At 49.8% G+C, this 25,637-nt stretch carries 27 protein-coding genes and 1 pseudogene; 25 read left to right on the top strand and 3 right to left on the bottom strand.

Going from position 1 to position 25,637, the window contains the following annotated elements:
* Positions 1-216: 216 nt before the first annotated feature.
* The 6 genes from PGL01S_RS29140 to PGL01S_RS29115 all read left to right on the top strand — a co-directional run bounded on the left by PGL01S_RS29140 (position 217) and on the right by PGL01S_RS29115 (position 6,611).
* Complete coding sequence (locus tag PGL01S_RS29140; protein ID WP_127498992.1) at positions 217-897, top strand: response regulator transcription factor; 681 nt, start codon at positions 217-219, stop codon at positions 895-897.
* On the top strand, positions 894-2,657 hold the full coding sequence (locus PGL01S_RS29135; protein ID WP_127498990.1) for a sensor histidine kinase: 1,764 nt from the start codon (positions 894-896) through the stop codon (positions 2,655-2,657). The genes PGL01S_RS29140 and PGL01S_RS29135 overlap by 4 nt, the downstream gene beginning before the upstream one ends.
* Positions 2,650-3,219 carry a hypothetical protein gene (locus PGL01S_RS29130; RefSeq protein ID WP_127498988.1) on the top strand — a complete coding sequence of 190 codons (570 nt, stop codon included), beginning with the start codon at positions 2,650-2,652 and terminating at the stop codon, positions 3,217-3,219. The genes PGL01S_RS29135 and PGL01S_RS29130 overlap by 8 nt, the downstream gene beginning before the upstream one ends.
* A gap of 286 nt (positions 3,220-3,505) precedes the next feature.
* The gene (locus tag PGL01S_RS29125) at positions 3,506-3,835 is read left to right on the top strand and encodes an ArsR/SmtB family transcription factor (protein WP_127498986.1); all 330 of its coding nucleotides are present in this window, start codon (positions 3,506-3,508) and stop codon (positions 3,833-3,835) included.
* Positions 3,832-4,233 (top strand): SRPBCC family protein, encoded by a 402-nt coding sequence (locus tag PGL01S_RS29120; protein ID WP_127498984.1) that lies wholly within the window; start codon positions 3,832-3,834, stop codon positions 4,231-4,233. The genes PGL01S_RS29125 and PGL01S_RS29120 overlap by 4 nt, the downstream gene beginning before the upstream one ends.
* 122 nt (positions 4,234-4,355) lie before the next feature.
* Complete coding sequence (locus PGL01S_RS29115; protein ID WP_127498982.1) at positions 4,356-6,611, top strand: ATP-binding cassette domain-containing protein; 2,256 nt, start codon at positions 4,356-4,358, stop codon at positions 6,609-6,611.
* Positions 6,612-6,674: 63 nt separating this feature from the next.
* Here the strand turns inward: PGL01S_RS29115 and PGL01S_RS29110 are convergent, their stop codons facing one another.
* A complete protein-coding gene (locus PGL01S_RS29110) occupies positions 6,675-7,565 on the bottom strand; it encodes a LysR family transcriptional regulator (RefSeq protein ID WP_127498980.1) in 891 nt (296 codons plus the stop codon).
* A gap of 272 nt (positions 7,566-7,837) precedes the next feature.
* On the opposite strand from PGL01S_RS29110, the gene PGL01S_RS29105 reads away from it, so the two are divergent.
* From PGL01S_RS29105 to PGL01S_RS29050, 12 genes are all read left to right on the top strand, one after another.
* Entirely contained in the window at positions 7,838-8,209 is a 372-nt protein-coding gene (locus PGL01S_RS29105; RefSeq protein WP_127498978.1) for an iron chaperone, read from the top strand.
* A 75-nt stretch (positions 8,210-8,284) separates the two neighbouring features.
* Positions 8,285-8,794 carry a DinB family protein gene (locus PGL01S_RS29100; protein WP_127498975.1) on the top strand — a complete coding sequence of 170 codons (510 nt, stop codon included), beginning with the start codon at positions 8,285-8,287 and terminating at the stop codon, positions 8,792-8,794.
* 5 nt (positions 8,795-8,799) lie between these two features.
* The gene (locus PGL01S_RS29095) at positions 8,800-9,582 is read left to right on the top strand and encodes an SDR family NAD(P)-dependent oxidoreductase (protein ID WP_127498972.1); all 783 of its coding nucleotides are present in this window, start codon (positions 8,800-8,802) and stop codon (positions 9,580-9,582) included.
* 171 nt (positions 9,583-9,753) lie between these two features.
* Positions 9,754-10,338, top strand: coding sequence for a TetR/AcrR family transcriptional regulator (locus PGL01S_RS29090; protein WP_127498970.1), 585 nt, complete (start codon positions 9,754-9,756; stop codon positions 10,336-10,338).
* A gap of 248 nt (positions 10,339-10,586) precedes the next feature.
* Positions 10,587-11,807, top strand: coding sequence for an MFS transporter (locus tag PGL01S_RS29085; protein ID WP_127498968.1), 1,221 nt, complete (start codon positions 10,587-10,589; stop codon positions 11,805-11,807).
* 143 nt (positions 11,808-11,950) lie between these two features.
* Complete coding sequence (locus PGL01S_RS29080; RefSeq protein WP_127498966.1) at positions 11,951-12,760, top strand: EcsC family protein; 810 nt, start codon at positions 11,951-11,953, stop codon at positions 12,758-12,760.
* A gap of 82 nt (positions 12,761-12,842) precedes the next feature.
* Positions 12,843-13,379 carry a GNAT family N-acetyltransferase gene (locus PGL01S_RS29075; RefSeq protein ID WP_127498994.1) on the top strand — a complete coding sequence of 179 codons (537 nt, stop codon included), beginning with the start codon at positions 12,843-12,845 and terminating at the stop codon, positions 13,377-13,379.
* Between the two features lie 201 nt (positions 13,380-13,580).
* Positions 13,581-13,907 (top strand): NIPSNAP family protein, encoded by a 327-nt coding sequence (locus PGL01S_RS29070; protein ID WP_127498964.1) that lies wholly within the window; start codon positions 13,581-13,583, stop codon positions 13,905-13,907.
* A 22-nt stretch (positions 13,908-13,929) separates the two neighbouring features.
* Positions 13,930-14,469, top strand: coding sequence for an NAD(P)H-dependent oxidoreductase (locus PGL01S_RS29065; RefSeq protein WP_127498962.1), 540 nt, complete (start codon positions 13,930-13,932; stop codon positions 14,467-14,469).
* Positions 14,470-14,527: 58 nt separating this feature from the next.
* Positions 14,528-15,271, top strand: a complete 744-nt coding sequence (locus PGL01S_RS29060) for an SDR family NAD(P)-dependent oxidoreductase (protein WP_127498960.1) — start codon at positions 14,528-14,530, stop codon at positions 15,269-15,271.
* Between the two features lie 57 nt (positions 15,272-15,328).
* A complete protein-coding gene (locus PGL01S_RS29055; RefSeq protein WP_127498958.1) occupies positions 15,329-15,658 on the top strand; it encodes an NIPSNAP family protein in 330 nt (109 codons plus the stop codon).
* A 132-nt stretch (positions 15,659-15,790) separates the two neighbouring features.
* Positions 15,791-16,867, top strand: coding sequence for an NAD(P)H-dependent flavin oxidoreductase (locus tag PGL01S_RS29050; RefSeq protein WP_127498956.1), 1,077 nt, complete (start codon positions 15,791-15,793; stop codon positions 16,865-16,867).
* An 11-nt stretch (positions 16,868-16,878) separates the two neighbouring features.
* On the opposite strand, the gene PGL01S_RS29045 is transcribed toward PGL01S_RS29050, so the two are convergent.
* Positions 16,879-17,748: a LysR family transcriptional regulator gene (locus tag PGL01S_RS29045; protein ID WP_127498954.1), complete on the bottom strand. Its 870-nt coding sequence runs from the start codon at positions 17,746-17,748 to the stop codon at positions 16,879-16,881.
* Between the two features lie 130 nt (positions 17,749-17,878).
* Between PGL01S_RS29045 and PGL01S_RS29040 the strand changes: the two genes are divergently transcribed.
* The 3 genes from PGL01S_RS29040 to PGL01S_RS31375 all read left to right on the top strand — a co-directional run bounded on the left by PGL01S_RS29040 (position 17,879) and on the right by PGL01S_RS31375 (position 20,059).
* On the top strand, positions 17,879-19,039 hold the full coding sequence (locus PGL01S_RS29040; protein ID WP_127498952.1) for a YbfB/YjiJ family MFS transporter: 1,161 nt from the start codon (positions 17,879-17,881) through the stop codon (positions 19,037-19,039).
* Between the two features lie 131 nt (positions 19,040-19,170).
* On the top strand, positions 19,171-19,803 hold the full coding sequence (locus PGL01S_RS31630; protein ID WP_373864173.1) for a spore germination protein: 633 nt from the start codon (positions 19,171-19,173) through the stop codon (positions 19,801-19,803).
* Positions 19,691-20,059 carry a spore germination protein gene (locus tag PGL01S_RS31375; protein ID WP_373864174.1) on the top strand — a complete coding sequence of 123 codons (369 nt, stop codon included), beginning with the start codon at positions 19,691-19,693 and terminating at the stop codon, positions 20,057-20,059. Before PGL01S_RS31630 ends, PGL01S_RS31375 begins: the two co-directional genes overlap by 113 nt.
* Here the strand turns inward: PGL01S_RS31375 and PGL01S_RS31370 are convergent.
* A pseudogene (locus PGL01S_RS31370) lies at positions 20,030-20,764 on the bottom strand (GerAB/ArcD/ProY family transporter); the annotation flags it as partial. The gene PGL01S_RS31375 and the pseudogene PGL01S_RS31370 sit on opposite strands and share 30 nt — an antisense overlap.
* Positions 20,765-20,853: 89 nt before the next feature.
* On the opposite strand from PGL01S_RS31370, the gene PGL01S_RS29025 reads away from it, so the two are divergent.
* The 4 genes from PGL01S_RS29025 (at position 20,854) to PGL01S_RS29010 (ending at position 25,586) form a co-directional block, all read left to right on the top strand.
* Positions 20,854-22,107: a winged helix-turn-helix domain-containing protein gene (locus tag PGL01S_RS29025; protein WP_507763300.1), complete on the top strand. Its 1,254-nt coding sequence runs from the start codon at positions 20,854-20,856 to the stop codon at positions 22,105-22,107.
* 140 nt (positions 22,108-22,247) lie between these two features.
* Positions 22,248-22,943 (top strand): response regulator transcription factor, encoded by a 696-nt coding sequence (locus PGL01S_RS29020; protein ID WP_127498945.1) that lies wholly within the window; start codon positions 22,248-22,250, stop codon positions 22,941-22,943.
* Between the two features lie 4 nt (positions 22,944-22,947).
* A complete protein-coding gene (locus PGL01S_RS29015; protein WP_127498943.1) occupies positions 22,948-24,414 on the top strand; it encodes a sensor histidine kinase in 1,467 nt (488 codons plus the stop codon).
* Positions 24,414-25,586, top strand: a complete 1,173-nt coding sequence (locus PGL01S_RS29010; protein WP_127498941.1) for a WD40 repeat domain-containing protein — start codon at positions 24,414-24,416, stop codon at positions 25,584-25,586. Before PGL01S_RS29015 ends, PGL01S_RS29010 begins: the two co-directional genes overlap by 1 nt.
* Positions 25,587-25,637 lie beyond the last annotated feature (51 nt).

Here is a 25,637-nt window from a genome sequence, read left to right as displayed (position 1 = left end):
TTCGCGGCTTTTTCTTTGCGTATAGGTTTCTCCAAGAATCCATTTCGAATACACACGTTGGACACACGAACCCCCTATACTTCAACTTGTAGATCAAATGGAGGTGCAATCGGATGATAAGAATGCCGAATTTCGGGTAAACCTGTGATAGCATAGGATATACGATTGCGGTTCCGTACGAGAAAGGAACCATTGCCGGAAAGAGGCGGGATTCAAATGAAACGAAGTATTTTATTAGTGGAAGACGATACGCTTATGCGGGAATTTATAACGGATTATTTCAAAAAAGAGCAATGGGATGTCCACGAGGCGGAGAACGGAAGGGTTGCGCTTGAGTTATTCGAGCGGGTCTCCGTCGACCTGGTTGTGTTAGACATTATGATGCCGGAGATGGACGGCTGGTCCGTATGCAGACGGATCCGCGAGAAATCGGATGTTCCTATCATTATGATCACGGCAAGGGCCGAGGACGAGGATCAATTAATGGGCTTCGAGCTGGGGGCCGACGAATACGTTACGAAGCCGCTAAGTCCAAGGGTGCTGGTCGCCCGGGCAAACGCCTTAATGAAGAGAACGGAAAGAACGGTAGGGCGAGAAGCGGAGCTGCTTCAATACGGGGAATTGTCGGTGAACCGCGAGGCCCATACGGTTACGGTGGCTGGGGAACTCGTTAATCTGTCGCCCAAAGAATACGATCTGCTGCTATTCCTGATCAAGCATGACGGAAAAGTATTGTCCCGGGACTATATTCTGAATGCGGTATGGGGCTACGAGTACCTTGGAGATTTGCGAACCGTGGACACTCATATCAAGAAATTAAGAGCCAAGCTCGGGGACGCCGGCAAGCTGATTGCGACCGTCATCCGATCCGGCTACAGGTTTGAATCGGAAGCATGAGAAAACATGGCGTCGTACTCAAGCTGTTCGTCATCACGTCTGCTTTGATCTTGTTTATTTTTACGCTGGTGATGTTGGCCGAAGGGTTGTTCTTTGAACGGTTTTACCGGATGTCCCGGATTCATCAGCTGGAATCGGCCATTAACGGGTTTAGCGATCAGTATAACGAGGTAAAGGGAAATGAACGGGAGCTTTCCAGTCTGCTCGGAACGTTTATGAACCGGAATGATACCAGCTCGGCCCTACTGAATAAAAGCTTTAATAAAGCCAACCTCAACCCGTATTATGTAAAGCTTCAGTCGGGCGGTAAAAGCATTACCGTTCCAATCCCAACCGCAGGCGCTACGGTCAATAGCATTCCTCGAGGAGTATCTATTGGAAGCAGTATGATCGTGGACGGGATTTTTATGGACGAGAAGGATACGGTGCTGCACCCGATTACTTTCTGGTCCGATAATGCCGCGCCTCTTGATCAAGGATTAGTACGGATTGAAGGAAGAGTGACGGACTTTTTGCTGCCGGAGCAGCGGTCGTTCAACCCTCTTTACCAGGATGCTCTTGTTGACGAAGCACTACAGGATTGGACAGCATCGGCGGAGGCGAGACTGTCCCGCTTGCATGCGGGAGAGACGGTACGGAGCGAATGGAAGGATCCCTGGAGCGGAGTCGAGTACGCCGTACTCGTAAAATCACTTTCCGGTACGGAAGTGGATGAGCATTACATGTTCGTTATGGCTTCTCTCCAGCCGGTAGGGGAAGCGGTTGATATTTTGAAAAAGTACGTAATTTACTTGGCGCCGGTCATACTTGCTCTCGTTCTTGCGTTATCGCTGATCTATTCGAGAATTGTATCGCGTCCGCTGCTCACCCTGAATCGCTCGGCCGCAAGGCTCGCCAAGCTTGATTTCACCGACCATCCGGAGATTCGCTCCAAGGACGAATTCGGAGAGTTATCGAGGAATATGAACGCCTTATCCCGAAACCTGGACTCGGCACTTAGCGAGCTCAAGCTTGCTAACGAGCAGCTGCAGGAGGACGTGAGAGAGAAGCAGAGGTCCGAGCAGCTGCGCAAAGAACTGGTAGCGAATATATCCCACGAGCTCAAAACTCCGCTTGGCATCGTAAAAGGCTTTGCGGAGGGGCTTCAGGACGGGGTAGCAGACGACAAGCGAGAACGTTACCTTGCCTTGATCGTGAACGAGACGGACCGGATGAACGCTTTGATAATGGATATGCTGGAGCTGTCCAAATTCGAGGTGAAGGCCGTTAAGCTGCAGAACGAACGGTTCTCCCTGACCGGTCTCGTTAGAGAGCTTGCAAGCTCCTTCACGCAGCAGCTGGAGAGCAAACATCTAAGGTTAAGAGTTCGGCAGGATGGAGAACGGGAGCTGTTCGTTTATGCGGATCGTAGACGGATCGAGCAAGTTCTGCTCAATCTGCTCAGCAATGCGATTCGGCACGCCATTGAGAACAGCGTAATCGTTATGGAAATGGAAAAGGCAGAAGGAGCAGCAATTAAAACCACCGTGGAGAATACAGGCCCGTCTATTGCAGAGCAGGACCTGAGCAGAATTTGGGATCAATTCTACAGGGTAGAACGTTCCCGTGATCGCAAATCCGGCGGAACCGGCTTAGGGCTCGCTATTGTCAAACATATATTGGAGCTGCACGGTAGTCGATATGGCGCCGTTAATACCGCCAACGGTGTAGCATTTTCATTCACTTTACAAGAAAACAAAGGAGAGATTCATCATGAATAAAATTTCCGTAAGCCTACTGGCAGCATCGTTAGCCGTTCTGGTTGTTCTGAGCGCATGCGGCAACAAAGCGGAAACAGGGAATACGAATACAACTAACAATAATACCGTGACAGAAGCGCCGTCATCCGCCACGCCGGACAATTCAGCGTCGTCTGCTCCCAGCGAGGAATCTGGCTCTCCTGCGACAGCAACTCCTGACGCTACGAATTCGTCTAACGCCGCAGGGGATAATGTTAGTGAAGAGATTCTGATTATCATTGATCAGACCGAAAAACCAATCGAAGGCAACAGCTTTGACTTCGTAGTCAACAAGCGTCCTGAAGGCTACATGCTGTCCAAGATGGAATGGAAATCCGGCAAAACCAGCATAGTTAACACGACGCAAGAAGCGATTGAACATGGCGGCAACGGAGAAGACGGCTTCTACATCAGCGGAGATGGACAGTTCATGGGCTTCTTCTACCCGGACGATTTGAAGGGGCAAAAAGGCGATGTAAGCTTCACATTCGTAAACGATGCTGGCAATGAGCTTACTTGGAAGAAGACGATCACTTTGAAATAAACGATAAATTGAAGGAAAGCCGCGAGAAGTGCTTGCGGCTTTTTTGCGTTTCGTCATATTGGGAATTGGAATGGGAATGTGCGGGAGAATAGGTTTGTTACGCTGTTGACACGACACCATTTGGTGTCTTATAATTCTTTTAGACACCAAATGGTGTCTCATGAATGAATCGAACAAGAAAAAGTTACCTTGCATTCTATTGTAACGAAAGGAATGGAGCAGTCGCAACCCATGGATTCTAACACCAACTATTCTTTTATGAAGTCGAACTCTAGGAGGGGGTGTTGTGAACGATAATCATCCGTCACGGGATGTCTTTGACGCGATTGCGGATCCAACCAGGCGCCGGTTGATTCAGCTATTGTCCGAGACAGCGGAAATCCCGCTTCATGAGCTAACCTCGCAATTCGATATGGGGCGTACGGCCGTATCCAAGCATTTGACCATCCTGAAAGAAGCAGGACTGGTAACGGACCGGAAGGTTGGCAGGGAAACGCGCTTTCGGCTGAATGCCGCTCCATTGAAAGAAATTCAGGATTGGGTCTCTTACTACAGGAAATTCTGGACCGTTAATATGCTGCGTCTGCAGCAATTATTAGAGGAGGAAGAAGAATGAGTTTGAAATTAGAACTGGATTTTCAATACAATACTTCGGTTGAAAAGGCATGGGCTGCGTTAACCACTTCCGAAATGCTTGCCAAATGGGTGCTTCCAAACGATTTTAAACCGGAGGTTGGACACCGGTTTCAGTTCCGGGCAGAGCCTAATCAATATTGGGACGGCGTTATTGACGGCGAAGTGCTTGCCGTAGACGAAGCAAACCGTTTGCTGTCCTACTCTTGGGCGGTTGGTCCGGAGAAGCATACGGTTACCTGGACGATTCAGGAGTTGGGAGAGGGCAAGGTTAACCTTCACCTCGAACAAACCGGCTTCTCGAGCGTACCTGCGCTTGAAGGAGCTAGACACGGCTGGACGAATTGGCATAACGAGCTTGCCAAGCTGCTGGCGCAATAATCGCATAGTTGAGCCTCTTGGACTCAAAGCCACATAAACCGGTTGCAATTGATTGCAACCGGTTTATGTCTGGTTCGTACAATTGGAAGAATATAAATCTACGACCCGAAAGGATGTAAGGAATGAGCGGAACGGGCCAGGAGTACATCGTCATTACGAATGCCAGGGAAAACAACCTAAAGAACGTTTCTTTGCGTATCCCGAAGCGGAAAATCACGATTTTTACGGGAGTATCGGGATCGGGAAAGTCATCCATCGTCTTCGACACGATTGCTGCTGAATCCACAAGACTGTTAAATGAGAATTTCAGCACGTTCGTTCGGACTTTCTTGCCGAGCTTTCCACAGCCGGATACGGACGGAATCGAAAACCTCAGTATGGCCGTCGTTGTCGACCAGAAAAGACTAGGCGGCGGCTCCCATTCCACAATGGGCACCATCACCGATATTTCTCCGATTCTCCGCGTGTTGTTCTCACGGGTAGGGCAGCCGCATGTGGGATCGGCCAATATGTTTTCCTTCAACGATCCGCAAGGCATGTGTCCGGAATGCAACGGCATCGGCCGCAGACTCGGCGTGGATATGGGCAAGGCCATAGATAAGTCCAAGTCGCTTAATGAAGGTGCAATCATGCTTCCGGATTATACGGTAAATGGTTGGGAGATGAATATGCTCTTGCAGTCGGGCGACTTTGATCCGGATAAGAAGCTGCAGGATTACTCGCCGGAAGAGCTGGACCAGCTGCTGTTTGCCAAGGCGCGGAAGGTACAGATGGACTTCGCCGGCAAAGCCACCAACATTACCGTCGAAGGCGTTATCGAGAAGTTCACGAACAAATATATTAAGCAGGACGTAAAGCTGAAGTCCGAACGCACGCAAAAAGCGGTTATGCCGTTTATTACCGAAGGGAAGTGCTCCAGCTGTCACGGCTCGAGACTAAGTCAAGCTGCGCTGAACTGCCGGATTAACGGGATGAACATCGCAGAGCTGTCTTCCATGGAGGTGGGACATCTCATTCGGGTCATTCAAGAAATCAGCGATGCCAAGGCAGCGCCAATCGTCAAATCGTTGACGGAGCGTCTTCAGCATCTGGTGGACATCGGGCTGGACTATTTAACGCTGGACCGGGAGACCGATACGTTATCCGGAGGCGAATCGCAGCGCGTGAAGATGGTTAAGCATCTGAGCGGCAGCCTGGTTGACGTCACTTATATATTCGACGAGCCTAGCGTTGGCCTGCATCCCCGGGATGTACACCGGTTGAACGACTTGCTTGTTAAGCTGCGGGATAAGGGCAATACGGTTATCGTCGTTGAGCATGATCCCGATGTTATTAAAGTTGCCGATCATATCGTTGACGTTGGTCCTCATGCAGGCAGCCGCGGCGGGAACATTGTGTTCGAAGGCAGCTTCCAGGGCTTATTGGAGTCGGGTACTTTAACCGGCACGCACATGAAGAGACCGCTTGAGCTGAAGCAGGATTGCCGGAAGGCTAGCGGGAGGCTTCCCTTCCGGCACGCCAATCTGCACAACTTGCGGAACGTAAGCGTTGATATCCCAACCGGCGTATTAAACGTCGTAACGGGAGTAGCCGGTTCGGGGAAAAGCTCGCTTATTAACGATGTATTTCTCAGCCAGCATCCGGATGCGGTAGTTATCGACCAATCGGCCGTTGGCGTATCGACTCGTTCGAACCCCGCAACCTATACGGGGATTATGGACGATGTGCGCAAGGCATTCGCATCGGTTAATAAGGTAAATCAGGGCTTGTTCAGCTTCAACTCAAAAGGAGCTTGCGAGAACTGCCAAGGTCTTGGCGTTGTGTATACGGACCTGTCCTTCTTCGAAAGCGTAAAGATGCCATGCGAGGTCTGCGAAGGCAAACGCTTCAAGGAAGAGGTTCTCGGATACAAGCTGAATGGCAAAAATATTGCCGAAGTGCTGGAGATGACCGTCGAGCAGGCATTGGAATTTTTCGAGCTGAAGGAAGTAAAGAAAAAGCTGCAAGCAATGAGCGATGTCGGCTTGAATTACATTACGCTTGGCCAGCCTCTCAGCACGTTATCCGGCGGGGAATGCCAGCGCATCAAGCTTGCAAGCGAGCTTCATAAGAAGGGCAGCATCTACGTCATGGACGAGCCGACAACCGGCCTGCATATGTCGGATATCGGCCATCTTCTGGAGATTATGAACCGGCTTGTGGATACCGGCAATACGGTTATCGTCATTGAACATAATCTCGAAGTAATCAGCCAGGCGGATTGGATTATCGACATGGGACCGGATGGGGGCAGCAGAGGCGGGCAGATTGTGTTCGAAGGGATTCCGTCTCAAATCATTCTGGAAGAACAGTCGATAACAGGGAAGTTCTTGAAGTAACCCATTTCCCTATCGCGAAAAAGAAAAAGCTGTCGAACCTATCGTTCGGCAGCTTTTTCTGCATTACAGCGTTTCGATTCCGTCAAAGCGGGAAGTAAGCTGCTTCATAAAAGCACCGGTTGCTTTTCCGATATACCGGTCCTTAAGATAGGCAATTCCGACTTCCCTGCGTAGCGAAGGGTTGCTTATCGGAATCATGATCATATCCTGACCCGGATACAGTTCAAGCAGCGTTTTGGATAGGATGGAGGCTCCCGCACCGGATTGCACGAGGGAGAGAATCGATTTGATTGCCGACGTCTCAATGACAGGCTCCCAGGCAACGCCATGCATGCTGCACACCGCGTCAATCAACTGCCGGCAACGGTGGGTTTTGGGGAACATAATGATGGGCTCTCTCATCGCTTCCTCTATGGTCACGCTAGACTTGCCGTTTAACGGAGAGCTGGAATGAGCAACGAAATAAAATTCTTCCTCGTACAAAGAAACTTTACAGAATCTGTCGTCATCTACCGGAAAGATGGTTACGGCAAAATCAAGCTCGTCCTGCAAAAGGGGATCCACCACATCCTCCAAGGCCAACAGCTTAATGCTAATCCCCGGGTATTTATTGTGAAAATCAACCAGCAAACCGGAAACAAGATCATTGATTTCTCCGATTAATGTCCCGATCGTCAAGGTTCCTCGCTCCATATGATGCAGCTCGGCAATTTCCTCACGTGCCCCGTCAATCGAACGGAAGATGTTGCGGCTATGGTTAAGAAGGATGAAACCGGCTTCCGTAAGCGCGATTTTTTTCCCGATCCGATGAAATAACGGTACTTCCAGTTCTTCCTCCAGCTGCTTGATCTGATAACTTAGCGTCGGCTGAGTAATACCAAGCTTATCGGCGGCACGCGTAAAATGAAGCTCCTCGCATATCGCTTGAAAATACTCCAGCTGTCTAATCTCCATGTGATACACCTCATCAAAAATCAAAAATCCTTCTTTAACTTAGTATAAAAGCATCATAATGATAAATCAATTAAAGAGAATCTATGATTTCCATAGAACGGATCTATGATTTTAACGTGAAAAATAACTACCAGTTTAGAGCAACTACAGCGGAAAACCTCGAAACAGCTATGCAGCTTAAGGAGTCGAGAGGATAACGGATCACCGGCCGCGAATACGTCAACCATAAGGGAAGGATAATAGAACGAATTGATAGTTTAGGGGGAGAACTTATGGAAGTGTTTGCGGATTTTCTGGCGGGCATTGATAACTTGACGCATCGGGAAAGGACGGAGGAAGTGTTGACTTGGGTCGGGGAAACGTTCCCGGCTTTAGTTCCGAAGATCGGCTGGAACCAGCCTATGTTCACCGATCACGATACCTATATCATCGGATTCAGCGTTGCCAAACAGCATCTGGCCGTTGCGCCCGAAAGGGCTGGGATGATTCGTTTTACGGAAGACATAAAGAAGGCCGGCTATGATCAGACCAACCTCTTGCTGCGGATTCGGTGGGAAAAACCGGTGGATTACAGCCTTCTAAAGAAGATGATCGAATTTAATATCGCCGACAAAGCGGAATGCACAACGTTCTGGAGGAAATAGTTCGGTCGAACGGGCAGGAGTTTATATATCCGAGTAGAATAATAGGAATATACTTGCTGTGCGGGAGGGCTGTTCATGATCAAGTTATTCGAATATAACTGGCAGGTTCGCAAGGACTGGTTCGATTGGTGCGGAGAAATCAACCCTGATGAGCTTCTAAAAAAGCGTACCGGCGGATTAGGCTATATTCTGCCCACGCTTTATCATATTGCCGCCGTCGAATACGGCTGGATCTGCGGCGGAATACAAGGGAAGGAAATAGACATACCCGCGTTTGACGAAGTGGCCAGCCTGAAGCAAGTGATTGATTTCTCGAACCGCTGTCATGAGGAAGTTGCGCCTTTCGTCTATGGATGGAATGACAGCTTGGAGAACCGCGTGATGATTGATATTACGGATGACGGGGAAGAAGAAGCCCATGCATGCGGTGAAGTTATGAGGCATGTCATCGTCCATGAAATCCACCATATCGGTCAGTTGTCCGTGTGGGCACGCGAGATTGGCAAGGCACCCGTTAGCGCGAATCTAATTGGCAGAGGATTATTCGGTTCATACAGTAGCAACCATAGCGAAGAAGGAGTGTAGATAGCATGGAATTAGGGCTTAAAGGAAAACGGGCCATCATTACCGGCGGAAGCAAAGGGATTGGACTTGAAACAGCGATTCTGCTTGCAGCAGAAGGAGCGCAGGTGGCCATTGTTGCCAGAAGCGAAGAGCCATTGAAGGCTGCGGCAGCAAAAATCGTCGAAAAGACCGGCGTAGAGCCGCTTATTATTTCTGCTGACGTATCTGTCGAAGAAGAGGTGCAGCGCGCGGTTGCAGAGGCAGCCGAACGATTTGGCGGCATTGACATATTGGTCAATAATGCCGGCACTTCGGCAGCAAAGCCGTTTGAAGCGGTGGATACGGCAGCTTGGTCTGCCGATCTGGATCTAAAGCTATTTGGCGCAATCCATTTTACGCGGGCGGCATTGCCTTACCTGCGCCAGAGCGGAAGAAGCGCGGTTGTTAATGTAACGGCAATCGGCGGCAAGACGCCTTCCGGTTCTTCGCTGCCAACTTCGGTAAGCAGGGCGGCCGGCCTTGCGCTGACGAAAGCGATGAGCAAGGATCTGGCGGCCGACGGGATTCGCGTAAATGCCGTCTGCATCGGCTTGATCCGGAGCGATCAGATCGAGCGGATGTGGCAGGCAACGGCTCCGCATTTAACCTGGGACGAATTCGCAGCGGAGCCGCGCCACGATATTCCTCTTAAGCGCATTGGCCGCACGGAGGAAGCGGCGAACGTAATCGCGTTCCTCGTATCGGAGGCCGCATCTTACGTGACGGGGACATCCGTTAATATTGACGGCGGCAAAGCAGCTGTTCTCTAGACTCAACAAAGTCGCGTATCCCGCGGCTTTTTTTAATTTAACCCCATTAAATAAAAGGAATTTAGGGGATTAATTGCGTACCAACGCATCATACTAACAGCAAATGGCTTTCGAAAATTGTTTACTGATCGTTCTTAAACCGCTATGATGGATATAAGGGAGGTATGAATCATGGCAAGACCAAGAGAATTCGACCAAGATGCTGTCCTGCAGAAGGCGATGGAATTATTTTGGGAAAAAGGGTACGAACGGACTTCGATTCAAGATCTGGTCGAACGTACCGGAGTGCACAGAGGCAGCTTATACGATACCTTTGGCGATAAGAATCAGCTATTTCTAACATGTCTGGACCGATTCCGTGAAGGGAACCGAGGCCATGCCTACACCATTCTTGAAGAGCAGGGCCCTGCTAAAGACGTGTTATGGCGTTACTTCCAACGGTTAATCGACGTGGCAATGAGCGACGAGAATGGCCGCCGCGGCTGTCTGATTGCCAATACCGCTATGGAAATGGGGAAGGTAGATCCCGTTGTTGCTTTCCGCATTGAGGCCTATACGCTGGAAATGGAAACAAACTTTCAGAAATTTCTGATGCGCGCGCAGCAGCAAGGCGAGTTGAGAACGAAGCATACCGTGCAGGCAACGGCCAGATTCCTGTTAAATACGCGAAATGGCTTGTATGTGCTAGCCAAAATCGCAACGGATCGTCAAGTGCTCGAAGACGCTGCGAAAGTAGCGATGTCAATCCTTGACTGACGAGGTTCATATTATTGTTGACTAATCGTTCTTAAATAAATATACTGAGACATGTGGAAATCATGTCTGCACGATCATTAAAGAACGATCGTTCCGAAATATTGCGAGAAAGCGATAAGCAATTAATTTGATCGCCCCGCTTCAGACAAGGAAAGTAAACCATTTTTTTTTAATGATTAAAGAACGGACATTCTTTAATTTCATTTTTTATTCTGGTCATCCTATAAACAACGAAGAGAGGTCATATCATGCGTACAATATCTTCCAAAGCATCCTTTTGGATTGTGGCTTGGGTACTCACGATCAGCTTGTGGTCAAGTACGGCACCATCCATCGAATTTCCGGTTTATGCCTTGCAGTGGCATCTTTCCAAGTCGGTAACAACGGGTATTTTCTCTGTGTATCCAATCGTCCTTATTCTTGTACTGTTCCTTCTGGGCAATCTATCCAATTATATCGGACGCAGAAATACGTTAATAACGGGGCTGCTTTTTCTTCTTGTCGGAGCCTTGGTATTCGCGACGGCGCAGAACGTGATCTGGTTGTTTGCCGGACGGGTATTCCAAGGTCTTGGGGTGGGATTAACGGCCGGATCCGGGGCGGCTGCGCTTGTGGAGTTCAACCCGACCTCAAATAAAAAGCTGCCGGGGTCCATTAACACGATAACGCAGGCGGTTGGGCTATTCCTTGCCACAATCGTGGGAGCGGCATTGATCAAATACGCGCCGGCACCGCTTCATTTCAGCTATTGGGTATTGGCCGTTCTTGTATTGGCCAGCATCATTCTTTGCCTCTTTCTGCCTAAGCAGAGCAAAACGCAATCTGCGGCTAGACCAGTCTTCAAGCTTCAGCTTCAAGGGGTAAAAGTTCCGAAAGGACAGTGGGGAGTCTACTTGCTGGCTGCCCTGGCGATTGGCACGGGTTTCGCGAATGGGGCGTTATTGCTGTCGCTTGGCGCGCAGATCGCCCGTGACGTTATTGGCACGCAGGATATTCTTGTCATTGGCACCGTATTATCCGTTTCTTATTTGCTGGCTTCGGTTAGTGCAACGATTGCCGGTCGCTTAAAACCGGTCGTATCCATTCGAATCGGCATGGCTTCAATCGTAGTGGCAGCCGTATTGCTCTTTACTGCGGCGGAGGTTCATTCGTTCCTGCTGTTCATGAGCTCATCCGTGCTGGGAGGACTTGCGTACGGGTTCTCCGCATCCGGAGGCATCGGTATAGCGGCGATCAACTCCCAAGCCCATAACCGCGTTCAATTTTTGTCCGCCGTGCTGGTAGCCGCTTATTTGTTCCAAGGAACCAGTGCATACGGCGGAGGAGTTGCCTCCAGCACGCTAGGCTTCAGTACCGCAATCGGCGTGATGTCGGTCATTATTGCCGTCCTTGCCCTAACGACGTTTACGCTAGCCATCAAGAAAAGTAAAAATGCGGAAGCTATAGCGGCAGAGCCTGCCAGGCCATAACGGAAGACGGAAAGAACCTTCGCCTAATCTGAAGCGAAGGTTCTTTTTTATTTTTGCAACGGATATTTTATGAAACGTAAAGGAGCATTTTACAGTATGTAAGGCTAAAGCGATTATTAGATGCGAAGGGGTCAAGGACTGCGATGACAACGACGGAAGATCTTCAGTACCTATATTCAGAGTTAAGGTTAATCGAACAGTGGGAGAAGGAGCAGAAGGATCTGTTCTTCTGGGAAAAGCTGGGCCGCTTGCCTTTTGTCATCCTGGACCGGTTAACGCCAAAGTTCATCCAGGACAAAATAGGAGTCGTTCTCGACGAGCTTGGAAGCTATGTGCAGAGCGGCGGCCGTTATTTAATAAGCAAGGAGCAAATGTACCGGAAAATGCTGCCGCACGAAGAACCGGATGCGGATACGGCATTGGAGAGGATAGCGCAGCTCCCGCTTAGCAGAATGGATGAAGTCGCCGAAAGCATAAGCAAATCAAGCAGCAACACGGCGACTGTTCAAGGCGCCACGACGGGTATCGGCGGAATCTTTACGCTAGCCATCGATATTCCGCTCCTGCTTGGGATTTCCATCAAAGCGCTGCAGGAAATCGCAATCAGCTACGGCTATGACCCGTCAGAGAAATCCGAACGTATTTTTATCGTAAAATGCCTGCAGTTTTCCTCCTCCGACATCGTAGGGAAGAAGGCTATTCTCGAGGATCTTGCCGCTTTCCGTTCAGGCGAGCAGAGCAAGCAGGTATTGTCTCAGCTGCAAGGCTGGCGGGAGGTCATGCTGTCGTATAGGGATAATTTCGGATGGAAAAAGCTCTTTCAAATGATTCCGATCGCGGGAATTTTGTTCGGGGCTTATCTTAATCGCTCTACCCTTCAGGATGTGACCGAGACTGGCCGAATCATGTACCGGAAGCGCAGAATTATCGAAAAGCTGGAAGCTGTATCGTGAATAGAGGAGCATCAACAAGGCAATTGTAAATGAAGCAGATGAACTCGAGTTTTGGACAAAGGAGCAAATCTTAGTGGAAAATATGGAATGGTACGATAAGCTGCATGACTATTTTCCGGAGCACGAGATGAAGGATCCTCATCAACTCGTTGACTTGCTTGAAGAGACCGACGTCTATCACATTAAAGAAACCGACAGCTACATCGTTTTGTATGCCGAATTCACAACCTTTATTTTTATCGATTATCTGTTGGTTACGCCGCATTCGAGAAGCAGAGGGATAGGTTCCAGAGTACTTAACTTGTTAAAGACGAAAGGGAAAATGATCCTGCTTGAAGCCGAGCCGAATGATCCCGATAACGAGGATACCCGCAGGCGTCTTGCTTTTTATAAAAAGAATGGCTTCCGGAAAGCTAAAAGGATTGTGTATGCTCCCGAGGATTTCGATGGCCATCCCTATCCCATGCATGTTTTATACTGGTCGCCAGTCGAAATGGAGGAAGAAATCATTATGGGCCGCATGGAAAAGGCGTGCAAAGAAATTCACAACTTCAAATCCAAGCAATATTACGGGCGTATTTTGGTCGATCCCGATAAAGCTTTGAAATTACTGCACTAAGGTATGGCGGTGGACTTGTACGGCAGCCAGGCAATGGCTGCTTTTTTGCTATCATCTTTTGAGATATTCATTATCTTGATTTCGTATTAGGCACGTTAGCGGAGATATAGTAATATGAAGCAGCGGACAACTAAACGAAAAAAAGCACTACCTACCTACTAATAGGTAATGAATAAATACGAAATTGAAGGAGGTGAGACCATGTTGTACGAGCTGCGAATTTATGATATGCATCCTGGCAAGCTGCAGGCGATTAAAGACAGATTCAGAGATCATGTCATCGAATTATTCGCGAAGCATGAGATGAAGATCACGCTATTCTGGGAAGACCAGGACGAAGCAAAAGAACGCTTATATTATGTTGTCGAGCATGCCGATATGGAGCAACGCAACCTTAACTACGATCGTTTCCGCAACGATCCGGAGTGGATAGAAGTGAAACGGGTCTCGGAGCTTGACGGACCATTGGTGAAGAAACAAGAAAGCATCTTTATGAAGGACGTACCGTTCTTCCAAAATAACAAATAAACCATTAAAGGAGCAATTTATCATGAAAACATTGGTAATCGTAGCACACCCTAATCTGGAAGCCTCCCGCGTAAATAAAGCTTGGATCGAGGAATTAAAGAAACAAGGCGAATATACGATCCACGAAATTTACAAAGCTTATCCGGACGAGAACATCGACGTGGCGAAAGAGCAAGCGCTGGTGGAAGCCCATGACCGCGTTATTTTCCAATTCCCTGTATTCTGGTACAGCGCGCCCGCGCTTTTGAAAAAATGGTTCGATACCGTGCTGCAATACGGCTGGGCGTTTGGTCCGGACGGCGACAAAACAACCGGCAAACAATTTGGCGTGGCCGTCTCCACTTACGGTACGGAAGAGTCTTACCAGCCAACCGGCTTTAACCGGTTTACCGTGCAGGAAATCCTGCGTCCGTTCGAAGCAACTGCCCATTTCATTAGCGCAACCTATCTGCCGCACTTTACGTTAAACGACGTATCCAATCTTTCGGATGAGCGTCTGGCGCAAAGCAGTGCCGACTACGTCCAGCATCTGAAATCGGTTAAGCCTTTGGCAAAAGTTTAATAAATAGGCATCCCCATTAACTATCTATTGATAGGTAAACTAAAGGAGATCAAACATCATGACTTTTCATAATAAAGTAGCCGTTATTACAGGCGGAAGCAGCGGGATCGGCAAGGCTGTAGCCATTGAACTCGTGAAGAAAGGCGCGAAGGTCGTTATTAACGGCCGCCGCGAACAAACACTTGCGGAAGCTGCAAAAGAAATCGATCCAACCGGATTGAATATTGCGTATGTCGCAGGCGACATTTCCAAACCGCAGGTGGCAGAACGTCTGATTAGCGAAGCTATCGCACGCTTTGGCCGGGTGGATACCTTGGTTAACAATGCCGGTATTTTTCTCGCAAAGCCGTTTACGGAATATACCGAAGAGGATTTTGACGCGGTATTGTCGACAAACGTAGCTGGCTTCTTCCATATTACGCAGCGGGTGCTGACCGAAATGCTGAAAGCAGGCTCCGGACACATCGTGAATATTACGGCAAGCGGCGTCTCCGAGCAACCGATTAAAGACGTACCGTCGGCACTTGCCGCATTGACCAAAGGTGGCTTGACGACGGTATCCAAGTCTCTTGCGATCGAATACGCGGACAAAGGCATTCGTGTCAACGCGGTTGCGCCAGGCGTTATCAAAACGCCTATGCATGCTCCCGAAACTCATGATTTCTTGTCTAAGCTTCACCCGATGAAACGAATGGGCGAGGTTCATGAGATTGTGGAAGCTATTCTGTACCTCGAAGCCGCGCAATTCGTGACGGGCGAAGTCCTGCATGTGGATGGCGGTCAAAGCGCGGGCAAGTGGTAAACGGATTGTTTTCCGCGTTTATTTGGAAAGACTATATCTCGTGAGGAGATGATGTTCATGCTTTACGAGCTGAGAATCTACGATGTGATTCCCGGTCGATTGCATGCCCTGCTGGATCGGTTCGAGAACCATACAATCGGATTTTTTAATAAGCATGGGATGCGGGTTCCGAATTTTTGGGTAGATGCCGATGCATCAAAGAACCGTTTATATTACATTTTGGAGCATCCGGATATGGCTGCGCGCGAGCGGAACTTCCAAGCCTTCATGGAGGATCCCGAATGGCGGGCTATTGTAGAGAAAACCGAAACAAACGGTCCTCTGCATGAGAAAATAGAAGTGATCTATATGAATAACGCGCCTTTTTCCCATTCCGATAAAAGATGATTGAAATAAATGTGCTATCTGCTATCTCATTTTAGGATAGCAGATAGCATTTTTCTGTATTATTCGCGAAAGCCGGATCGTTGTATACTTGAAGCAAGAAAAGGCTGGACGATAAAAAAGGAGTGAATCCCGATGAAAATAACTCTGCAGACGGCTTTGTGCGAATTATTCGGTATCCGGTATCCGCTCTTCCTGGCCGGGATGGCAGGCGGGCCTTCCACGCCGGAATTAACGGCAGCCGTCTCCGAGGCGGGCGGTCTTGGCACCTTAGGTGCAGCTTACATGGCGCCGTCGGATATCCGAATAGCTATCCACCGAATCAGAGAGATCACTTCGGCACCGTTTGGAGTGAATCTCTTCGTGAATCAGCCTGCCGATCAGAACACGCGGATCCAAGAAGTTCAGGACAAGCTTAACGATTTCCGAATGCAGCTGGGGATCCCCGCTTCAGAAGGAACCGAGGTCCATTCGCCTAATTGGTTCGAAGAGCAGTTCGAAGTGCTGATCGAAGAGAAGGTTCCCGTAATTAGCACGGCTTTTGGCGTGTTGCCCGAACCGCATATGAGGAAGGCCCAGGCGTCCGGGATTAAGGTAGTGGCCATGGTAACTACGGTAAGGGAAGCGCTTCTTGCCGAGGAGAAGGGCTGTGACGCCATTGTAGCGCAAGGAAGCGAAGCCGGCGGACACCGCGGAACGTTTAGCGGGGACGTTCATCCAATGGGAGCGAATATCGGTACGATGGCTCTTATTCCGCAGATTGCGGATCGCGTCTCTATTCCCGTTATCGCTGCAGGGGGAATTATGGATGGCCGCGGGCTTGCTGCCGCTCTGATGCTTGGCGCCCAAGGGGTGCAGCTGGGAACCCGCTTCCTGACATCGATTGAAGCCGGAACCAACGAAGCTTACCGGGCGGCGCTTCTTGCCAGCAACGAGGAGAGCACGGTCATTACCCATGCATTCTCCGGAAGGCCGGCGCGCGGCATTAAAAATAGCTTTATCGAGCAGTGGGATGCCAGCGGTATAGCGCCATTGCCATTTCCGACACAAAATACCGCAACGCGCGATATCCGCAATGCGGCAAGCAAGCAGCAGACGGCGGAGTTCTTGTCCTTATGGGCAGGGCAGGGGACACGGATGCTGACTGCCGGTCAATCAGCCCGGCAAATTGTAGAAGAGATTATTAGTCAAGCTGCCGCATTAATGCAATGAAAAAAGCCCATTCAACTGAAATGGGCTCTCATTTCCGCGAGGAACGCGGATAACGCGGGAGTCATTAAGGCATCCTTGCGCCGGATGAATACCGTTGTGACTAACGAATGCTTGCTTGGAATCGCGTGCGTGCGGATTTGCCCTTGCTGCTCCTGTTCGATGACAATGGAGCGTGGCAATAAAGAAATGCCGAGTCCTGCTCCGACGCAGCCGATAATCGTCTCCAGCGAGCCGAATTCCATCAGCTTGACGGGTACAATGCCTTCGTCTTGAAGCATTTGATTAAATTTTGCCCGGTAAGAGCATCCGTTTTGAAAAACAAGCAACGTCCGCGATTGAACCTCGTGTATGCTGTCAATCGGCGGATGGGAGGCCGCGGTCACAAGGACCAGCTCTTCGTCAGTCACGTTTTCCTGCTCCAATTCGGGATGATCAACCGGTCCGGCCACGAAGGCGCCGTTCAGCTCGTAATGAAGAACGCCATGAATGTGGCGTTCAGTGGGACCCGTAACCAGATTGAAATCGACTGCCGGATAATCGGCATGATATTTGGCGAGAAGAACCGGCAGCCTGACGGCAGCGGTCGTTTCCATCGAACCGATAGACAAGGGTCCCGTCGGAACCTTGGAATCTACGACAGCCGATCTGGCTTCCTGAATGACATGCAGAATTTTCTCCGCGTACGAGACGAGAATTTGTCCGGAAGGGGTCAAAGTAATTCCCCGGTTATGGCGGTAGAAGAGCTGGGTTTGCAAATCGGCTTCCAGCTGCTGAATTTTGTGAGTGACGTTTGATTGGGCAAAATTCAATTTTTGAGCCGCTTTCGAGATACTTCCTTCTTTAGCGGTAGCGGAAAATACTTTGAGTAATTGAATGTCCATTGCGGCCTCCATCGTATGATTATGTCTTTGATATCTGAAATATAGATATTTGATTTATATATTATCCAATATTCATGATAACAAAATTAAGCCATCATGAACAGGCTGTCCCAAGAAAGAAGGAACATGAATGAGAAGACGCACTTGGATCGTACTTGCCGGGGGTGTAGCCGCCATGATGGTTGCTATGGGGATCGGAAGGTTTGCTTTTACCCCGATTCTGCCCATCATGATGGATCATCGCCTGTTTTCCGCAACAGGCGCCGGCTATCTGGCTTCGAGCAATTATTTGGGATATTTAATCGGTGCATTTCTCTTAACGCTCATACAGGTCAAGAACCGCTCAACGCTATTGTTTGCGGGTATCGTCATCAGTATAGGGACGACATGGGGCATGGGGGAATTCCACGGTCTGGAAGCGTGGCTCCTTCTACGGTTTTTGTCCGGCTTGGCAAGCGCTACGGTCTTTGTTATCGTCACAAGCATCGTAATGGAGCGTTTGTCCGCCCTGCAGGCCGGTATCTTCTACGGAGGGGTAGGTGCCGGGATCCTGCTGACCGGGATTGCCGTTCCGCTGCTGGCTCACAACAGGGAGTGGATGGGAATATGGAAGGGATTAGGCTTGATTAGTCTTGTCCTTGGCATGGCGGCCTGGTATTCATTAGGGGGAAGCAATTCCGGTGCGGTTAAGGCTAGTCCTTCAAGCAACCGGACTTCCTCCTCCGTCCGCCGGATTTTGATCTGTTTGACGCTTGCCTATGGATTGGAAGGCCTGGGTTATATCGTGACGGGAACTTATCTCGTTGCTTACGCCAAGACGGTATCAAGCATACCGAACATGGCTTCGCTCAGCTGGATGCTTGTTGGCGCTGCAGCTATTCCTTCTTGCGTCGCATGGTCGATGATTGCAACGCGGTGGGGGAAAAAGTGGACGTTGTCCCTTGCGATGGCCATTCAAGCCATTGGCATAGCCGTTCCTGTGCTCATTCCGAATACGGCGGCGATATTTGCCGGCGCTATTTTGTTCGGGGCTACTTTCATGGGAATTACTATGATGTTTGTTGCTTATGCCAAGGATCTGTTCCCGCAGAACAATCGAAAAATCATTGGCCTGCTGACTACGTTTTTCGGCCTGGGGCAGATCATCGGTCCGCTTATTGCGGGTCATTTGATCTCCGGCAACGGCAGCTATCTTGCAGCTTTGATCGGAGCAGCGCTAATCGTCCTCGCCGGTGCGATAAGCTTGCCGCTTGGGATCGGCCGTGCCGACCGGATTGCCCAATCCTATTGATCCCGAAGCCTGGAGCTTAACTGCGCTCCAGGCTTTATTTATGCGCTCCGGGCTGAATATTTTGAATCGCCGCATCCATACTATGGGAATGGAATTCATTATGGTCCCGATACCGCCTGGGAGGAGCTTTCATGAGGAGATTAAGAATTAGATCATCCGGTAAAGCCTTCAATATCCTTAAATCCAAAAGCAGCATTCTCCAGGAAGATTACGATAAATCATTTGGTTCCGATTTAGAGCAGAACGAAAGTTATATCAAAGAAACGTTTCAGAACTGCTATGACCTGGAGTACAGAAGGATAAAAGCTCATCACCAATTGCAGTGGATCGTTGTATACATAGATAGCCTGATTGATAAACCGATGCTGGAAGAGCATGTATTAAAACCTTTACTCCGGCATTCCGCTGAGAATGATTTTCCCGAAATAGCAGAAGAGCTGGCCGACCAATGGATTTCCATTGGAACTACGGCCTACTCTGATCGCGTATCCGAGGTTATCCGCAACCTTCTGCAAGGCCATGCGGCAATCTTAACGGCAGGGAGCAGCAGCGTTATTACGGTGGCGATTCCCGGAATCGCAAAAAAGAAGCCTCGAAGAACCTTCCTCCGAACCCGTTATCCGCGGTTCCAAGGAGGGCTTTATCGAGCAGCTGTCAACCAATCTGGGTCTGGTCCGCGCGAGACTCAAAACTTCGAAACTAAAGACGGAAAGCGTTACGCTGGGAGAGCTGTCCCATACGCAAATCGTCATGACGTATCTTGAGGGTATTGCGGACGGTAAGGTAATCGAGCAGGTTAGGAGCCGGCTGCGCTCCATACGAATAGATGGCGTTCTTGACTCGGGTTCTATCGAAGAATTCATAGAGGATCAGCCTTATTCGCCATTTCCGCAGGTCCACAGCACGGAACGTCCGGATGTGGTTGCCGCTGATAAAACAGCTCATCACCCAGATCGCCACGGCCAAGGCTTCCAATCTCTCAAAGCTGCCTTTTATCCCGATATATTGGATGACGCTTAAGACCGGAAAAGTCAGCTTTTCCGTCAACGGGCCAAATACCATGATAAGAGGGAGCAGGGTAATGCATAGAAGCCCCGAGATAATGCCCAATGAAAGGAAGGAAGCCTTGGCTGCTTGCTTCGGTTGATTGAGATAGGGGAGAAGCCATCCCAAAGTGAAAAATTGAGTGATGTAAGCAATAGGGAAAACGCTCGCCTGAAAAACGGGAACAATGCCATTGCCCATCACCGGACGCAGCCTCTCGGGATCGGATTCCGCCAGCATTAGAAACAGAAGCGGAATCAGCAGCACGATATTGAGCAAAGCAAGATATTCGTTACATCTTGCGATGGCCTCAATACCCATATAGACCGCAATACAGCAAAAGATCGCCAGCGTTAGACTGATTACGACAGAAGGAGTTTTCATTAGAAAAACCGTATTAATAAATTGGATATGTTGATTCAGGATAATGAAATCGAAATTAAACCAGACGTAAATTAGATAGCAGCTTAAAAGCTTCGCCGGCCATTTGCCTATAATATGAGCGCTATATTGAATGATGGTCATCCCCGGATAACGTTTCGACAAGGTGAGCATGATTCCTATATTTAACGCACCTATCAATAACGTAGGGAGAATCGTCAGCCACGAATCCTGCTTGGCCAGGCTTGACATCAGGCCCGGAATGACAAGAATGACGGTAGGGGCGATAAAAGAAAACATTAATAGGCATAATTGCGTTCCCGAGACTTTTTCCGCGGACTCCATTCGTCGACTCCTTCCTTACCGATTGGCTACAACCAAGTATTCCCATGAACGCTTTGATCATACTGAACTTAGAAAGGAACAAACCAATGATAAAAACGACCAAACGGGCTCTCAGGCGATTTTTATTGGAAAAGCAGCTTCTCCTCGCACCGCGAAGCAACAACAATGCCGGTTGCGATCAGGTACTTGACATCATTCGGCGGTTGGAATGCCTGCAGATCGACCCGGTGGCTGCCGTCCGGGCGAATCAGCATTTGGTCATGTCCGCCCGGCTGAAGGGCTATGAGCCAAGTTTTCTTAATGACTTATTAAGCGATCATAAGGTATTCGAATATTTTGCTAATGCGGCTTGCATTATTCCGATGGAGGATTACCCCTTATTCGAACCTACCCGGGCAAGAATCCGAGAGCGATTGTCTTCCGCGATTGAAGCTTTGCAGCCCGTTCCGGAGCAGGTTATGGACAAGCTTCGCCAGGAAGGAGCTTTGCCGGCCAGGGCGTTCGAATCGGATATCCGGGTACACGGTTATTGGGAAAATACAAACGCGGCTGCCAAAACGAAAGCAACCTCGCATGCCATCAACCTGCTTACCGATTCGGCTCACATCCGGATTGTCGGCAGGGAAGGCAATCAGAGGTTGTTCGATTTGACGAGCCATAGCGTACCGTCACAGCTCCTTAAAGTTGCCGGGGAAATGGGGATGGAAGAAGCGGAACGGCTTATGCTGCTGAAATATTTCCGCGCTTACCGCGTCTTTGAGCCCTCCGATTCCCGATTTGGCTGGCTGAGATACAGTGCCGCCCAGCGTCGTGACGCAATCAAGCAATTTATTCTATCCGGCATCCTGACAGAGGTTGAGGTGGAAGGTCTTAAGCATCCGTATTATGTACTGTCTTCCGATGCGGAACGGGTGCTGGCACACCATGATACGGCTGCCGTAGAACAAGAGCAGGCGCTTGAAGCAGAGGCCGCTGAAATTACGTTCTTGCCGCCGCTTGATAATTTGCTGTGGAGCCGAAAGCGCTTGGAAGATTTATTTCATTTCGAATACCGCTGGGAGATATACACGCCTGCGGTTAAGCGGAAGTATGGCTATTATGCGATGCCTATTCTTGCCGGGGACCGATTAATCGGCAGGATGGATCCAAGGCTCGACCGGAAAGAAAATGTACTGAAGGTAGAGCTGCTGCATTTTGAACCGGACGTTAAAATATCCGCCCAGCTGCGCAAAAACGTGAAGAAAGCGGTCAAAGAGTTTGCGAAGGCTAATGGAGTAGTTAAAGTCATTTATAATTAATGGAATTAACTAAAAATGTGTCGGGCTCCGACACATTTTGTTGACATCTTCGAGACAACTTGGACGCAGCTTCTAGACAATCCCGTAACAAATGGAAGTTAGTCTATAAGGTACAAACGTATACAGATTGGAGCCTCATCATGGACAAAACAAAAATTCTCATCATCGAGGACGAGGAGGCAATCGCGGATTTGCTTGCCTATGGTCTAGGGCGTGAAGGGTTCGAGACGCGTATCGCCGGAACGGGCGCGGACGGGCTTCGGGAGATGGACAGGTTCATGCCCGACCTGCTTGTGCTGGATTGGATGCTACCGGACAAAAGCGGACTAGATATTTGCAAGCAGGTTACCGCTCAATATAACATCCCGATTCTCATGCTTACGGCTAGATCGGACATTACGGACAAAATCCTCGGACTCGAAGTAGGGGCGGACGATTACATTACAAAGCCTTTTGATCTTCGAGAAGTAGTCGTTCGGATCCGAACCATACTGCGTCGGATTGCGCAGGCTCAAGTTCCGGTCAAGGAGGCTGAGCCGCCCGTGATTGGGTTCCGGGACATCGCCATTTCGAGAGCGGAGCGGCTTGTAACGAAGGATGGGGAGCCGGTTGACTTAACGCCGAAAGAATTTGATTTGCTGCTGGCGCTGCTTGGCGTACGGGGCAAAATCTTTACGCGCGCGGAGCTGCTCGAGTCGGTGTGGGGCTATGATTTTCCAGGGGACATGCGGACCGTGGATACGCACATCCAGCGGCTTCGCAAGAAGCTTGATGCGTCTGAGCTGATAACAACCGTGTTTGGTATCGGTTATAAATTCGAGAAAAGGACGGATTAACCGCATGCTCCATACGTTGCGGTCCAAATTCGTTATCGGATTTTTTCTGATTTTTTGCCTTTCGTTCCTCTTGCTGAACGTTTCTCTAAAAGAATATATCCGAAGCAGCAACAAAAGTATTGTCACATCGGATCTCATCGATCTCAAGAACAACGGCAATATTTACGTCACTCAAGCCTTCCTCATTAATCATTTCGCGAACAACGACCTTTATTTCGGTCAAATGGCCGAGGAGATGGCCGGCGATCTTCGCCGCGCCACTTCCAGCGATGTCAGCGCTTATACGATAGACGGCAACTTGCTGTATTCCACGGACGCCGGTAAATTCGCGGGTCGTTCCACCGATGACCTGAAGCTTGCCCTGCAAGGCAAGACGGCGTATACCATTTCGTATAAAGGCAGCGCCGGCTCCGTGCTTTATTCCTATCCTGTCGTGATTGATGGTGTAAAGGTGGGGATCCTGCGGTTTGCGAAAGATTTCTCTTCGCTGTATGAGCAGACCGGACGAATCCTAAACCTCATCTTCTATCTCGCTCTTGCCATCTTCCTGGCCGCGTTTGTCTTCTCTTATCTGCTGTCCCGGCATATCACGATTCCGCTCATTAAGCTGACTAACGCATCCACGGAGGTCATACGGGGTAATCGGAATGTCCGTCTCGCCTTTAGGCGCAGGGACGAAATCGGGCGGCTCGCGGACAACTTCAACGATATGATCGAACGGATTGACAGCCAGATTGCGACGATCGGCCGGGATCGCGACAGACTTCAGTCGCTTATTGAGCAAGAGAAGCGCTTCTTCGATAACGTCACGCACGAGCTGAAGACGCCGCTTACTTCCATACTTGGCTACGCGGAGATCATCCGGGAGAATGGAGAGAGCGACCCTGCCTTTTTCCGAAAAGGAATGACTCATATCGTTGACGAAAGCCGGCGTCTTCACGGCATGGTGTTGAACCTGCTTGAAGTGTCCAGGCGAGACGCCATCAGGGAGGATGCGGAACCCATTGATACAGGCGTATTGCTTCGCGATCTATGCGATGCCATGTCGATTCGCGCCAAACGTTATAAGAAAAGCATCGTCTTGACGGCGGGAGACGGGCTTGTTGTTTTTGGGGAAGCGGACAGGCTGCGGCAATTGTTTATCAATTTGCTTGATAACGCGATTAAATACAGCGCACCGTTGGCGGAGATTGCGGTTGCCGGAGAGCATGGGCCGAATGGGAAGACGCTCCGCTTCACGATAAGCAATCCGGGAGAAACGTTGTCGGCCGGTCAGATAGCCAGCGCATTCAAACCCTTCTATTCCGGCGACCGGACCTTCAAGGAAGAAGGAAGCGTGGGCTTGGGACTCAGCATTGTACAATCCATCGTGGAGGACCATCGCGGAACCATTCGAATGGAGAGCGACAAAGGACGGACAACCGTATACGTTGAGCTTCCGGCCGCCATCAGCAAGGGAGGCGAAGTATAATGCGTTGCAGGATTAAGCGGAATGCGCGATTCCGTCTTTACTTGGTTTTGGCAGCGCTGCTCCTGACGGCTTCCGGCTGCATGGGCAGTCCCCGCTCCGAGACAATCGTGATCCCGGATTCGGAAGCCGGACAGCCAACGGTTGGAGCAAGCGTCGGCAAGGCGTTTCAGGTGAAGACGATTTATCCTTTGGGGAAGTGGTTTGACAAGCTTGGGGTTCTTGGTTGGACGAACGAGGAAGAGCTTGTTGGTTATTATTCGGGCAGCGTTCCCGGTTCTCCGTATGACGGCCTGCAGCTGCTCGCGCCGCCATATAATGAGCTGAAACGGTTAACAACAAGCTTGAACGCAGGACAGGATCTGCTTAGTCTATCGCCGGACGGCAAGCAGCTCGCGCGCCTGACGAAGTCCGGCAACGGTTATTCGTTGATTTTGTTCCCCGTAGATGGAAGCACCGGCAAGTCTATGGAGGGGCCAGCACAGACGCAGCGGTTGTTTTCCCGCAGCCTGCAATGGTCGAGGGATAGCCGGTATCTCTCGTATCTAGTGCCGGGAGACCGCCGCGATCAGTTGAGCCTTGTTGTATACGACGTTCAGCAGGGAACGTCTAAGAAGCTGCCTCTTCTGGGCATGCCGGATATGAAAAACAGCGCTTCTGCCGCCTTGTCCGAGGACGGCGGGCTTCTCTTAGTCGATAACGGCACGCTAGTCTCGATGGCTAAATTAAACGATGAGGGTCGCTTTGAAGTCATATACGACCATCCTTCCGCGATGAACGGTTCTTTTTGGATAGATGCGAACCGGTTTATATTCTTGGGTGCCGACGGCACTTTGTTCCAATACGACAGCCGAAACGGAGAGCTGACCGTATTGCTGGAGAAGACCGTAAGCTTTAGTCTGTCAGCGGATCGAGAAATGATTGCTTATACGCAAAACGACGGGGAAATTATCTACGTAGGCAAGCTTCAAGGCAACAACCTATTGTCCCAAACGGCCGTCTACCAAGGTTTTATTCCTTCCCTCATGAAATGGAGTATCGGCAATGGAAAGCTCTTGGTTGCGGGCAGCAAACCGTTCAGCAGGGCGGCGCAGGAGAGTGTGCCGGCACCTGTGTCCGAACAGGAGAGCCCGCATGCCCTAAATGGCTTTATTATCGATTTCCAGGACAAGTAGAACCGGATATGATTTGCCCGCCAATGCGGCAGGCTGGACGATTGCTCGTCC

Source organism: Paenibacillus glycanilyticus NBRC 16618 (assembly GCF_004000805.1).
In the GTDB taxonomy this organism is placed as follows: Bacteria; Bacillota; Bacilli; order Paenibacillales; family Paenibacillaceae; genus Pristimantibacillus; species Pristimantibacillus glycanilyticus.
This window is presented reverse-complemented; position numbering and strand designations above follow the sequence as displayed.

What these genes read in the sequence shown, in the direction of transcription:
- PGL01S_RS29140 (WP_127498992.1), top strand. Translation starts at nt 217, where the DNA reads ATGAAACGAAGTATTTTATTAGTGGAAGACGATACGCTTATGCGGGAA.
- PGL01S_RS29135 (WP_127498990.1), top strand. Translation starts at nt 894, where the DNA reads ATGAGAAAACATGGCGTCGTACTCAAGCTGTTCGTCATCACGTCTGCT.
- PGL01S_RS29130 (WP_127498988.1), top strand. Translation starts at nt 2,650, where the DNA reads ATGAATAAAATTTCCGTAAGCCTACTGGCAGCATCGTTAGCCGTTCTG.
- PGL01S_RS29120 (WP_127498984.1), top strand. Translation starts at nt 3,832, where the DNA reads ATGAGTTTGAAATTAGAACTGGATTTTCAATACAATACTTCGGTTGAA.
- PGL01S_RS29115 (WP_127498982.1), top strand. Translation starts at nt 4,356, where the DNA reads ATGAGCGGAACGGGCCAGGAGTACATCGTCATTACGAATGCCAGGGAA.
- PGL01S_RS29110 (WP_127498980.1), bottom strand. Translation starts at nt 7,565, where the DNA reads ATGGAGATTAGACAGCTGGAGTATTTTCAAGCGATATGCGAGGAGCTT.
- PGL01S_RS29105 (WP_127498978.1), top strand. Translation starts at nt 7,838, where the DNA reads ATGGAAGTGTTTGCGGATTTTCTGGCGGGCATTGATAACTTGACGCAT.
- PGL01S_RS29100 (WP_127498975.1), top strand. Translation starts at nt 8,285, where the DNA reads ATGATCAAGTTATTCGAATATAACTGGCAGGTTCGCAAGGACTGGTTC.
- PGL01S_RS29095 (WP_127498972.1), top strand. Translation starts at nt 8,800, where the DNA reads ATGGAATTAGGGCTTAAAGGAAAACGGGCCATCATTACCGGCGGAAGC.
- PGL01S_RS29090 (WP_127498970.1), top strand. Translation starts at nt 9,754, where the DNA reads ATGGCAAGACCAAGAGAATTCGACCAAGATGCTGTCCTGCAGAAGGCG.
- PGL01S_RS29085 (WP_127498968.1), top strand. Translation starts at nt 10,587, where the DNA reads ATGCGTACAATATCTTCCAAAGCATCCTTTTGGATTGTGGCTTGGGTA.
- PGL01S_RS29080 (WP_127498966.1), top strand. Translation starts at nt 11,951, where the DNA reads ATGACAACGACGGAAGATCTTCAGTACCTATATTCAGAGTTAAGGTTA.
- PGL01S_RS29075 (WP_127498994.1), top strand. Translation starts at nt 12,843, where the DNA reads ATGGAATGGTACGATAAGCTGCATGACTATTTTCCGGAGCACGAGATG.
- PGL01S_RS29070 (WP_127498964.1), top strand. Translation starts at nt 13,581, where the DNA reads ATGTTGTACGAGCTGCGAATTTATGATATGCATCCTGGCAAGCTGCAG.
- PGL01S_RS29065 (WP_127498962.1), top strand. Translation starts at nt 13,930, where the DNA reads ATGAAAACATTGGTAATCGTAGCACACCCTAATCTGGAAGCCTCCCGC.
- PGL01S_RS29060 (WP_127498960.1), top strand. Translation starts at nt 14,528, where the DNA reads ATGACTTTTCATAATAAAGTAGCCGTTATTACAGGCGGAAGCAGCGGG.
- PGL01S_RS29055 (WP_127498958.1), top strand. Translation starts at nt 15,329, where the DNA reads ATGCTTTACGAGCTGAGAATCTACGATGTGATTCCCGGTCGATTGCAT.
- PGL01S_RS29050 (WP_127498956.1), top strand. Translation starts at nt 15,791, where the DNA reads ATGAAAATAACTCTGCAGACGGCTTTGTGCGAATTATTCGGTATCCGG.
- PGL01S_RS29045 (WP_127498954.1), bottom strand. Translation starts at nt 17,748, where the DNA reads ATGGACATTCAATTACTCAAAGTATTTTCCGCTACCGCTAAAGAAGGA.
- PGL01S_RS29040 (WP_127498952.1), top strand. Translation starts at nt 17,879, where the DNA reads ATGAGAAGACGCACTTGGATCGTACTTGCCGGGGGTGTAGCCGCCATG.
- PGL01S_RS31630 (WP_373864173.1), top strand. Translation starts at nt 19,171, where the DNA reads ATGAGGAGATTAAGAATTAGATCATCCGGTAAAGCCTTCAATATCCTT.
- PGL01S_RS29025 (WP_507763300.1), top strand. Translation starts at nt 20,854, where the DNA reads ATGAACGCTTTGATCATACTGAACTTAGAAAGGAACAAACCAATGATA.
- PGL01S_RS29020 (WP_127498945.1), top strand. Translation starts at nt 22,248, where the DNA reads ATGGACAAAACAAAAATTCTCATCATCGAGGACGAGGAGGCAATCGCG.
- PGL01S_RS29015 (WP_127498943.1), top strand. Translation starts at nt 22,948, where the DNA reads ATGCTCCATACGTTGCGGTCCAAATTCGTTATCGGATTTTTTCTGATT.
- PGL01S_RS29010 (WP_127498941.1), top strand. Translation starts at nt 24,414, where the DNA reads ATGCGTTGCAGGATTAAGCGGAATGCGCGATTCCGTCTTTACTTGGTT.